Origin of the sequence: Chitinophaga niastensis, assembly GCF_003014755.1 — a bacterium.
Lineage (GTDB): Bacteria > Bacteroidota > Bacteroidia > Chitinophagales > Chitinophagaceae > Chitinophaga > Chitinophaga niastensis.
Genome location: NZ_PYAW01000001.1, coordinates 1,163,546 through 1,174,928, shown reverse-complemented (window position 1 = coordinate 1,174,928; position 11,383 = coordinate 1,163,546). Strand labels below are relative to the sequence as shown.

Below are 11,383 nucleotides of genomic sequence, written 5' to 3'. Positions count from 1 at the left end.
AAAAGAGGTTGTCTCGTAATGAGACAACCTCTTTTTTTATATATTAAACCTCCGGGAAATTATTTGATAGCAAATACGGTTCTTACTTCCGCACGAATTTTAATGGTTTTAAAATCGATGTCCGGCATTGCATCTTCGCTGGTGTTGCGAGCCTTAGCCATATACATGTTACTCATTTCAGGACGTACATCACTGTAATTATCTGTACCTATTTCCTGAATTTCTATAACACCATCAATTTTATTACCGATAGCAGCCAGCATATATTCTGCTTTTTCTTTAGCTGCCTGCAGTGCTTTTATTTTTACCTCTTTGCGATAAGCTTCCATTTTGCTGGATGTATAAGATGCGATTCTTGCATTTTCAATACCTTCTGCATCCACTGCACCTAAGATCTCATTTACTTTATCCAGTTTGCTTAATTTAAGACGGTATTGTTTACGCGCCATAAATTCCAACGGATCTTTCTTTTTACGTAACCAGTCGTAGTTATTACCGAATACGTTTTCAATGGTGAAGTTCTCTTTTGCAATACCAGCATCTATTACAGCTTTCTGCAGTTGTTTTTCCAAGATACTTATCTCTGTTTTTGTTTTACCTTTTACATATTCACGTAAGGTGATATTGAGATAAATTTCATCTGGTGTAATTTCCATTTCAGCAGATCCGTTTACTTCGATCTTTTTTACCGGTGGCTTGTTGTCTGTCTGTTGTGCAAAAGTACTCAGCGTAAAAAATAATCCTGCTGCTAATAACATTACCTTTTTCATGTGTCGTTGTTTTTCTATTTTAAAAATTGTGTTCGTTGTTAATTACACCTTCATGATGCTGCTACATAAAGTGATTCCACAAATGAGATGAAAAAAATTTCCTGCATTATTCACTTATAGAAATAGAAATATGCATTTCATATTGTTTATGAAACGATTATGCAGAGATTATGTTACAGCGGAAAATTATTTGCGACTATCAGTCATCGCTTTGAGGAAGTCGTGCAGATCATTCATATTACGAATGCGGGAAGCCACTAACATGAAGTTTTTACCTACCTGTTTTAATTTGGCGTTATTTGTACGGGTTTGGATATACGTTAATATATGATTGAACGTAGGAGATTCAAAATAAGGAGAATCAGGGTTGTTGATGAAATAGCAGCGCAGGTTTTCTTCTTTAAGCATTAATTTCTCAAAGCCCAGCTGTATAGCCATCCAACGGCAACGGATAGCTGTCAGCAAATCTTTAACTGGTTCAGGCATAGGACCAAAGCGGTCTACCATGTCTGCAGCAAAGTCCTGCAGTTTACCTTCTTCCATAATATTATCCAGCTCCTGGTAGAGGTTCAGACGTTCCTGAATGCTTTCAATATAGGTATCCGGGATCAGTATTTCCAGGTCTGTATCAATGGTACAGTCGCTCACGAAATCTTTCTTTTCTTCCAGCTGATCTTTAAACAGATCACGGAATTCATTTTGTTTCAGTTCGCGAATGGCTTCGTCCAGAATTTTCTGGTACATATCAAAGCCTATTTCGGCCATAAAGCCGCTTTGTTCACCGCCCAGGAGGTTACCGGCACCACGGATATCAAGGTCGCGCATGGCAATCTGGAAGCCACTTCCCAGCTCACTATGCTGTTCCAGTGTTTGCAGACGTTTACGGCCATCTGAAGGCAGGGTACTCAGTGGCGGCGCCAACAGGTAACAGAATGCTTTTTTATTGCTGCGTCCAACACGACCACGCAACTGGTGCAGGTCACTTAAACCAAAGTGGTGCGCATTATTAATGATGATAGTGTTTGCATTGGGAATATCCACACCGCTTTCCACGATGTTGGTACAAACCAGTACATCGTATTTGCGGTCAATGAAATCGAGGATCACTTCTTCCAGCTGATGTCCTTCTAACTGGCCATGGGCCGTGGCGATGGACAAATCAGGGCAAAGGCCCTGGATTAATCCGGCCATTTCTTTGAGGCCTTTCACACGGTTGTGAATGAAGTATACCTGTCCGCCTCTCTCTGCTTCAAAGTAGATCGCATCACGGATCAGATCCTGGTTAAATACCTGTACTTCCGTTTCAATAGCCTGGCGGTTAGGCGGCGGTGTATTGATAATGGAAAGGTCACGGGCACCCATCAGCGAAAACTGTAATGTTCTCGGTATAGGCGTTGCCGTTAGTGTAAGGGTATCTACATTATGTTTTATCTGCTTCAGTTTTTCTTTGGCAGATACACCAAACTTCTGTTCTTCATCTACCACCAGCACACCGAGGTCTTTAAACTTCACTTCCTTGCCCAGCAAGGAATGCGTGCCAATGATAATATCTATCTTTCCTTCTTCCAGGCGCTTGAGCGTATCCTTTTTTTCTTTGGAAGATTTAAAGCGATTGATATAATCCACCGTACAGGGGAAATCCTTAAGACGATCTGAGAATGTTTTAAAATGCTGGAAAGCAAGGATGGTAGTAGGTACTAAAACAGCAGCCTGTTTACCATCTACAATAGATTTGAAAGCAGCGCGGATAGCAACTTCTGTTTTACCAAAACCCACATCACCACATACCAGGCGATCCATCGGGGCAGGGGATTCCATATCGCGTTTCACATCTGCGGTTGCTTTACTCTGATCAGGTGTATCTTCATAAATAAATGAAGCTTCCAGCTCAGTTTGCAGATAAGTATCCGGTGTATGTGCAAACCCCTGCTGCGCCTTACGTACAGCATACAACTGGATCAGGTCTTTTGCAATATCTTTTACCTGTGTTTTCGCTTTTTCCTTCAGCTTATCCCAGGCATCACTACCCAGTTTATTTACTTTAGGTTCAACGCCTTCCTTACCGGTATATTTACTGATCTTATGCAGGGAGTTGATATTTACATACAACAGGTCGTTGTTTTTGTAAATGATGCGGATGGCTTCCTGCATTTTGCCACCCACTTCAATTTTCTGTAAGCCACTGTACATGCCCACACCGTGATCAATATGTGTTACAAAATCGCCAGACTGCAACTCCCGCAAGGTTTTCATGGTAATAGCCTTGTTCTTGTTGTAGGCTTGTTTTACCTTGTATTTGTGGAAGCGCTGGAAAATCTGATGATCTGTATAACAAGCGAGCTTCAGCGAGTGATCAATAAATCCGGTGCTGATAGCTACGGGAATGGGAAAGAATACGAAATCTGCTTTCAGATCCTCGAAAATACTCCGCAAGCGTTCCAGCTGACGGGGATTATCTGAGAATATAAAAAGTGAATATTTATTGCTGTTATGTTTACCGAGATCTTTGATCAGCAGATCAAACTGCCGGTTAAATACGGGTTGTTCCTGTGTGTCGAAGGCGATGGAGGCTGGTTTATAACCATTTTCAGTTAACCAGTCTTTGTTACCGAATACGATGGTATGTTTCTGCAGCAGCTGTTGTACCAGTGGTGCGGCTTTCACGAAATCATCTTCCTTCAGCACCATTTCTTCATCCTCATCTACTCTTACTTTCTGACCGGTTTGCAGCCAATCATCCAGGCGCTGTTCCATTTGTTCTATCACACCTTGTACATAGCCGGGATCCTTCATCCATACTACTGTATTGGCCGGCAGAAATTCCGTAATCGATGTTTTGGTATGATCCGCCGAATGGGTATCCATGTTGGCGATCAGCGTTACCTGTGTGAGTTTACGCTCACTCAGCTGCGTTTCCGGATCAAACAAACGGATAGAATCTATATCTTCCCCAAATAACTCAATACGGTAAGGCTTTTCATTGCCGAAAGAATAGATATCCAGGATACCACCTCTCACTGCGTATTGCCCGGGTTCGTACACAAAATCAGTAGCTCGAAACCCCCAGCCCACCAAGCGTTCCAGCAGGGGATCCACTTTGAGTACATCGCCCACTTTGAGTTGTACCATGTTGGTACTGAAAGCGGAACTCCCTGCCACCTTCTCCCAGAGTGCTTCGGGATAGGTAACGAGAATTTTTTTGCGCACGGAATCGCCGGAAAATTTCATGAGGGCTTCCGTACGCAGCATGCTATGGCTGCCGTTCAGCTCGTGAAACTGACCCGTTTTTTTAAATGAGTCCGGGAAATAAAAAATATCGAGTGCCTGGCTGAGTTGTTCCAGATCGTTATGGAAATAGGCTGCCTCCTCTTTATCGTTTAAAATAAAGAGATGGTTCGCATCTGCATGCGCCCAGGTGCTTACTGCCACAAAATTTATTGCACTCCCACTAATGTTGGAAAGCTGAAAGTATTGTGGGGTGGGTGATTGAATCCCCTTCACCAGCGACTGCAGGCGAGCATCACGTTGAAAAAGTAGTAATACAGCCTGTAAATTCATGAAGACAGCAAAGGTAAAGAACATTTAGGGATTTTGACCCGCAGATATTTAGTTTATACCATAAATACTTTTCAGAAAATAAATGGCTGAATTTTCATTATATTCAATACGACCAAACTCAACTTCCATGCTGGACCTATGGCATACAGGCATTGTAACAAGGCTAGTGGATGAAACCCATAATACCCGCCGCTTCTGGATCCGGATACCAGAAATGGACCGGTTTGATTTTAAGCCAGGGCAGTTTGTAACGCTGGATCTTCCTATCCATGAGAAGAAGAACAAACGATGGCGCAGTTATTCTATTGCATCGCATCCTGATGGCACCAATGAATTTGAGTTGGTGATTGTGTTACTGGAAGGAGGGGCAGGCAGTACATATCTTTTTAATGAAATAAAAGTAGGTAGTGAGCTATTGTTACGCGGGCCACAAGGTGTTTTCGTGCTCCCGGCAACGTTAGATAAGGAACTGTTCCTTATCTGCACCGGTACCGGCATTGCGCCTTTCCGTTCTATGGCGCATTACCTCCACGAGCATGCTATTCCGCATCAACAAATCCACCTCATTTTTGGTTGCCGCTATGAAAAGGATCTGCTCTATGCTTCGGAAATGCAGCAATTAGCAGCGGAAATGCCTGGATTTAATTTCATTCCTACCTTGTCGCGCCAGGAAGACTGGACGGGCAAAAAGGGCTATGTACACGGCGTTTATGAAGAATTATTGCAGGCAGATAAACGACCGGCTAATTTTTTCCTTTGTGGCTGGAAAGCTATGATTGACGAGGCAAAGCAGCGGATAGTAGCCATGGGCTATGACCGGCATGATATACACCTGGAGCTGTACGGGTAAGTTTTTTTCACGCAAAGGAGCAAAGGCGCAGAGGGATTTTTATTATCATCCTCTGCGCCTTTGCTCCTTATGCGCCTTTGCGTGAAAAATTGCTAAGCTTAAATCTTACTCATCACCAGTTGTTTCACTTCAGACAGTGGAATACGTTCCTGTTCCATACTATCGCGGTGACGAATGGTAACGGTACCATCTTCTTTGGTCTGGTGATCAATGGTTACACAGAAAGGTGTACCAATGGCATCCTGACGGCGGTAGCGTTTTCCGATAGCATCTTTCTCTTCATAGAAGCAATAGAATGCCTGTTTACACTCATCCATCAATTCACGCGCTAGTTCAGGCAAACCATCTTTTTTGGTGAGTGGGAAAATCGCCAGTTTTATTGGTGCCAGTTTCGCTGGTAAATGCAATATTGAACGGCTATCCTGTTTTTCCGGTGTGCTCAGATCCTGCTCTTCGTAAGCATTACAGATAGTCAACAGGAACATACGATCCAGACCGATAGAGGTTTCTATCACATAAGGCACGTAGTTCTGATTGATTTCTGTATCGAAATACTGTATTTTCTTTTTACTGAATTCCTGGTGTTGTTTCAGGTCAAAATCACCACGGGAGTGAATACCTTCCACTTCTTTAAAACCAAATGGGAACTCATATTCAATATCCACCGCAGCATCCGCGTAGTGGGCTAATTTCACGTGATCCTTGAAATGATATTTAGCAGGGTCAATGCCGAGGCTCAGGTGCCACTGCATACGCTCTTCTTTCCATTTCTCATACCATTCCTGCTGAGTGCCGGGACGTACGAAAAACTGCATTTCCATTTGCTCAAATTCACGCATACGGAAAATGAACTGACGTGCTACAATTTCATTTCTGAATGCCTTACCTATCTGCGCAATACCAAACGGCACTTTCATCCTGCCGGTTTTCTGCACATTGAGGAAGTTTACAAAAATACCCTGCGCTGTTTCCGGACGCAGGTAAATTTCGCTGGCTTCGTCAGTTACACTACCCAGCTGGGTGGAGAACATCAGGTTAAACTGACGTATTTCTGTCCAGTTAACAGTGCCGCTAACACTGCATTTTATCTTATTTGTTTCTATTAAAGTTTTCAGTCCTGCGAAATCGTTTTCTTTCAACAGTTCGTCCATTTGTGCCAGGAGTGCATCTCCGGCTTCCTGGGGCAATGTTTCCGCATGGCCTTCGATAAGATGATCTACCCGGTAACGTTTATTGCTATCCTTGTTATCGATCATCGGATCGCTGAAGTTATCCACGTGTCCGGATGCCTTCCAGGTAGTAGGATGCATAAAGATGGCCGCGTCAATACCCACGATATTTTCGTGCAACTGGGTCATGCTTTTCCACCAGTAATCCTTGATGTTTTTCTTCAGCTCTGAGCCGTACTGGCCATAGTCATATACCGCGCTGAGCCCATCGTAAATTTCGCTGGACTGAAAAACAAAACCATATTCTTTACAATGCGATATGATCGCCTGGAATTTATTCTGATCTGTAGACATAGTGGCGCAAAGATAAAGGCCAATTTTGAAAATATGGATGTAATTATTTAAACATTTATAAGAATATGAATAACAATATAATTACCCTTCTTCGACGCGCTCCGGTTCGTGGGGCACTTCTATTTGTTTGATCCAGACAGCATAATCGTTGGGATAAATTTTATCGCCGAAGTGCTGTACATATACGCGGGTAAATACTGCCCCGAAGTACAAAATGGCTGCGGAATAGTATACCCACAGGAGGATGATCACAATAGACCCGGCGGCACCATAAGTAGAGCTAACCCTGCTGGCACCCAGGTAGTACCCGATAGCAAATTTGCCGAGCATAAAAAGGATGGCGGTGGCAATAGCCCCTACCCGTACATCTTTCCACTTTATACGCGCATCTGGCAATACTTTGAAGATGATAGCAAAAAGTGTGGCAATGACAATGAAGGGCACCACAAAATCTGCCACATAAAACAAAATAGTAGACGTGAGTTTAACCGGGATCAGGCGGGTAACAACTGCTTTGAATAATTCTACCAAACCATTGATGGCTAAGGATACCAGCAGGATGAAGCCCATACTTACCACCAGCGAAAAAGAGAGAAGTCTGTTCAACAACATGCGCAACAATCCGTTTTTCTTAGGCTTTGATTTCAGTCGCCAGATGTAATTAATAGAGTCCTGTATTTCCGCGAAAACCCCGGTAGCACCAATAATAAGGGTTACAAAACCAACCATGGTAGCCCAGTTCATATCATTGGAGAGGGTAGCATTGCGTATCATAGCTTGTATCTGCATGGCAGCATCATTGCCCACCAATCCACTTATTTGCCCATAAATATTGCCTTCTACTGCGTCCTTACCCAGAAATAAATCACATAAAAAAATGATGATGATTAACATGGGAGCCACCGAGAAAATAGTATAGTAAGCCAGTGCAGCGGCTAATTTCAGCACTTTATCGTCTATAAAGTCGCTGCCGGACTGCTTCAGCACCTGCCAGATCATTTTTACCTTTCCCGTCTTTTGCATAGCGGACATTTTAACAACAGGACACAAAAAGCGTGCACTGCATTATGACTTTAGTTTGGGATTATTATGATGCCGGTGTGCATCACGGATATTTTTCTTCTCGAAATTCTTTTCCAGTGCTACGGTCATATCAATACCTGTTTGATTGGCGATACAAAGCAGTACCCACATCACATCTGCCAGTTCATCTGCCAGCAATATTTTTGTATCGCCTTCTTTGGAAGACTGATCCCCATACTTGCGCGCCATTACGCGGGCCACTTCGCCCACTTCTTCTGTAAGGATAGCCATGTTGGTGAGTTCGCTGAAATAGCGCACACCAGTGGTATTGATCCAGTTATCTATTTTTTCCTGGGCTTCCTGAATGGTCATGGATAAATTTTTGTTTACTAAAGATAATGGATTGACAGGATAGCGTGTGCCTTATTCCCGGTTATGTGAATCAATGATGATGGTTACAGGACCATCATTTAGCAAAGCCACTTTCATATCTGCCCCAAAAATTCCCCTTTGAATAGTGGTTTCCAAATCCTGCTCCAGTTGTGCAATCATTTTTTCATACAAAGGAATAGCTACATCAGGCTTACTGGCACGGATATACGAAGGACGGTTCCCTTTTTTAGTAGAAGCATGTAATGTAAACTGACTCACCAGCAGGATATCTCCGTGAATATCTTTTACAGATACATTCATCACACCCGCGTCGTCATTGAAGATTCGCAGGTTTACGAGTTTGCTGCTTAACCAGGTAATATCTTCTGTAGTATCTACATCTTCAATACCCAGTAATACCAGCAAACCCTGTTGAATTTCACCGGTAACCACACCATCTACTGTAACAGATGCCTGTGCAACACGTTGTATAACTGCCCTCATTTACTGCTGTTTTTAACAGTGGGAAATTAAGGGAAATCATTGAATCCTGTAACAATTATGGTTTCCTCCCGTTACACAGTACCAAAATCTCTTTCTATGCTCCGTTTATTTTTCTGTAGCCTTATTGCAGCAACATTACTCGCCTCCTGCAAACACAACAAAGCCTGTGATGGAGTTTTATGCAGTGATGAGTATATTATCCCAACTTTTAACTTTAAGCTGGTAGAACCCGGCACTGACCATGATCTGGTATATGGCCCATATGCTAAAATATCTTTGGATAGCATCAAAATAAAAAATGCAGATACTTCCTTACCCGTAAAACAGGTGATTGATACTGTCAGTAGAAGTGCAATAATGGTTGGCAGACTTTACGGCCCTACCACTTTAAGCACTACAATACAAGGGAAAGTTTACGTAGATAAAATAATATATCAAATGAAGAGCGTTGATTGTTGCAGATCGGCAGTATCCGGCATACAACTAAATGATAGCCCTGTTTCACTTACACAGGATAGTAAAGGCACTTATCTTATTCCATATGCTTTATAACTGGAACAGCTATACGAAAATCCGGCCGGCACAGCGTAACTCTCCCCAAATAAAATTCTCTCTCCATACTTTTTTAAGCACAGTGCGTTGTGAATCAGTAAAAATGAACATAGAATAGCGGTATTAACTACAGTTTTAATAAATTGCCCTTCCAAAATACATTTTATTATATTAAAAAATAAACATACATGAATATAGATGTGACCACCGAACTCACATTCCGCACTGCCCGCAGCGGCGGCGCCGGCGGGCAAAATGTGAATAAGGTGGAAACCATGGTAGAAGCCTATTTTGATGTGATGGCATCTGCCTTGTTAACCCCGCAACAAAAAACGGTGCTGATGGAAAAACTGTCCAACCGCATCAACGCAGAAGGTATCCTGCTGGTGAAGTCGCAAACCGAACGCACCCAGCTGGGCAACAAACACGAGGTTATTTATAAAATAAATGACCTGATCAACAAAGCACTCATACCCCGTAAAAAGCGGGTACCTACCCGGCCATCGAAAGCCGTGAAGGAAAAAAGGATACAGTTCAAAAAGCGGCTATCCGACAAAAAACGGCAGCGCAGAGATGGCGGCGACTATGAATAACATATTCTTCTGATTACAGATCCCGGATAACGGCATAGCAGGAAGATTCACTAATAAATCACCCCGCAAATCCGTAATTCGTAATTTGCATAAAAATATACAGCATTGAGCATCAAGAAACTGGCAGGACAAACGGTTTATTACGGGCTGAGTAATATAGTGAGCAAGCTGCTCAATTATTTCCTTACTCCTTTTTATCTGACTATTCTTTCCCGGGGATCATTTGGGGAGATGTCTAACGTATACGCCTATATCCCTTTTGCCAATATTGTGCTCACTTATGGCATGGAGACTGCCTTTTTCCGTTTTGCGAAAAAGGAGAATAAAGCCCATGTACTAGGCACTTCTACCATCTCCTTGCTGTTGTCTACTATCAGCATCACCATCTTTCTGCTATTCCTGCGGTCACCCGTTATCAACTCCTATGCCGGCGAGCTGGCCGGGCTGAACGGGCACCCTACCTATTATACGTATGTGGTATTGCTGATGGCTTTTGATGCACTGACCGCTATCCCATTTGCCCAGCTGCGCCTGGAAGGCAGGCCTATGCGCTATGCTGCGGTTCGTGTAGCCGGTATCGTTACTACTATCTTTTTTAATATCTTTTTCCTCGTAATATGCCCAAAGCTATATGCAGCAGGCGTTCATTGGCTGCCCGACCTGCATAGTGGCAGCGACCAGACCGGCTACATTTACCTGAGCAACATGCTGGGAAGTGCTGTAACACTGGTGCTTTTCCTGCCCCAGATACGCAACATTGAATGGAAATTTGATATCAGGCTCTGGAAACAAATGATGTATTATGCCCTGCCGCTGATTGTAGTGGGAATGGCCGGTATGGTAAACGAAACCTTTGACAGGGCCTGGTTTTTACCCCAGTTCCTGCCGGGTAATGACATGGAATCCAAAAAAGAAGTGATTGCCTTATACAGTGCCAATTACAAACTCGCTATCCTGATCACAATGTTCATACAGGCGTTCCGGTTAGGTGCGGAGCCATTCTTCTTTAAGCAGGCAGAGAGCGGAGATCCACGAAAGATGTATGCCCGGATCATGAAGCTGTTTGTGATCATGCTCTGCTTTATGTTCCTGTTTGTGAGCCTGTACCTCAATATCTGGAAGGCATTCCTGCGGGTACCTTTCTATTATCAGGGCATGCGCATTGTACCGGTATTACTGCTGGCCAATATGTTCCTCGGCATCTATTATAACCTCACTATCTGGTTTAAATTAACGGATCGTACCAAAACAGGGGCGGTGATCACTATCATAACAGCCATCCTGGCCTTTTTGCTGAACTACTGGTGGATACCGGTAATGGGCTATTATGGCGCCGCACTGGCCACTATGGTATGTTACTTCGTGCAAATGGTGATTTGTTATGTATGGGGACAAAAATATTATCCTATTCCGTACCACTTGCCTAAACTCATCACCTACATAGGGCTGGCCGTTATTATTTACTTTGTATTCGGCTGGCTCAACGCCACCGTACTGTCGCCCCGTGATATTTATGCCCTCAAACCCCTTCCCCTCGCAGTGGCTACTGCTTTATTTGCAGCATACGCCTGGTTTATTTTCCGGATGGAGAAGAAGGAGTTTGCCCGGTTTCCGGTGATAGGCAGATTTATTAAATGA

10 protein-coding genes are annotated in these 11,383 nt (G+C 43.3%); 4 read left to right on the top strand and 6 right to left on the bottom strand.

From position 1 onward, the window contains the following. Positions 1 to 59: 59 nt before the first annotated feature. Positions 60 to 770 carry an SIMPL domain-containing protein gene (locus CLV51_RS04960; protein ID WP_106526888.1) on the bottom strand — a complete coding sequence of 237 codons (711 nt, stop codon included), beginning with the start codon at positions 768 to 770 and terminating at the stop codon, positions 60 to 62. A 186-nt stretch (positions 771 to 956) separates the two neighbouring features. Next, the gene (mfd, locus tag CLV51_RS04955) at positions 957 to 4,328 is read right to left on the bottom strand and encodes a transcription-repair coupling factor (protein ID WP_106527582.1); all 3,372 of its coding nucleotides are present in this window, start codon (positions 4,326 to 4,328) and stop codon (positions 957 to 959) included. 127 nt (positions 4,329 to 4,455) lie between these two features. Here mfd and CLV51_RS04950 point away from each other — a divergent pair, with 127 nt between their 5' ends. After that, positions 4,456 to 5,178 (top strand): ferredoxin--NADP reductase, encoded by a 723-nt coding sequence (locus CLV51_RS04950; protein ID WP_106526887.1) that lies wholly within the window; start codon positions 4,456 to 4,458, stop codon positions 5,176 to 5,178. A gap of 98 nt (positions 5,179 to 5,276) precedes the next feature. On the opposite strand, the gene CLV51_RS04945 is transcribed toward CLV51_RS04950, so the two are convergent. The 4 genes from CLV51_RS04945 to dtd all read right to left on the bottom strand — a co-directional run bounded on the left by CLV51_RS04945 (position 5,277) and on the right by dtd (position 8,600). Next, a complete protein-coding gene (locus tag CLV51_RS04945; RefSeq protein WP_106526886.1) occupies positions 5,277 to 6,701 on the bottom strand; it encodes a glycine--tRNA ligase in 1,425 nt (474 codons plus the stop codon). An 81-nt stretch (positions 6,702 to 6,782) separates the two neighbouring features. After that, the gene (locus CLV51_RS04940) at positions 6,783 to 7,724 is read right to left on the bottom strand and encodes a YihY/virulence factor BrkB family protein (protein WP_106526885.1); all 942 of its coding nucleotides are present in this window, start codon (positions 7,722 to 7,724) and stop codon (positions 6,783 to 6,785) included. A 42-nt stretch (positions 7,725 to 7,766) separates the two neighbouring features. Continuing rightward, complete coding sequence (locus CLV51_RS04935; protein ID WP_106526884.1) at positions 7,767 to 8,096, bottom strand: nucleotide pyrophosphohydrolase; 330 nt, start codon at positions 8,094 to 8,096, stop codon at positions 7,767 to 7,769. 51 nt (positions 8,097 to 8,147) lie between these two features. Continuing rightward, on the bottom strand, positions 8,148 to 8,600 hold the full coding sequence (dtd, locus tag CLV51_RS04930; RefSeq protein ID WP_106526883.1) for a D-aminoacyl-tRNA deacylase: 453 nt from the start codon (positions 8,598 to 8,600) through the stop codon (positions 8,148 to 8,150). 96 nt (positions 8,601 to 8,696) lie between these two features. On the opposite strand from dtd, the gene CLV51_RS04925 reads away from it, so the two are divergent. The 3 genes from CLV51_RS04925 (at position 8,697) to CLV51_RS04915 (ending at position 11,383) form a co-directional block, all read left to right on the top strand. After that, entirely contained in the window at positions 8,697 to 9,152 is a 456-nt protein-coding gene (locus CLV51_RS04925; protein WP_106526882.1) for a hypothetical protein, read from the top strand. 188 nt (positions 9,153 to 9,340) lie between these two features. After that, positions 9,341 to 9,745, top strand: coding sequence for an alternative ribosome rescue aminoacyl-tRNA hydrolase ArfB (arfB, locus tag CLV51_RS04920; RefSeq protein ID WP_106526881.1), 405 nt, complete (start codon positions 9,341 to 9,343; stop codon positions 9,743 to 9,745). Positions 9,746 to 9,850: 105 nt separating this feature from the next. After that, positions 9,851 to 11,383 (top strand): oligosaccharide flippase family protein, encoded by a 1,533-nt coding sequence (locus CLV51_RS04915; RefSeq protein ID WP_106526880.1) that lies wholly within the window; start codon positions 9,851 to 9,853, stop codon positions 11,381 to 11,383.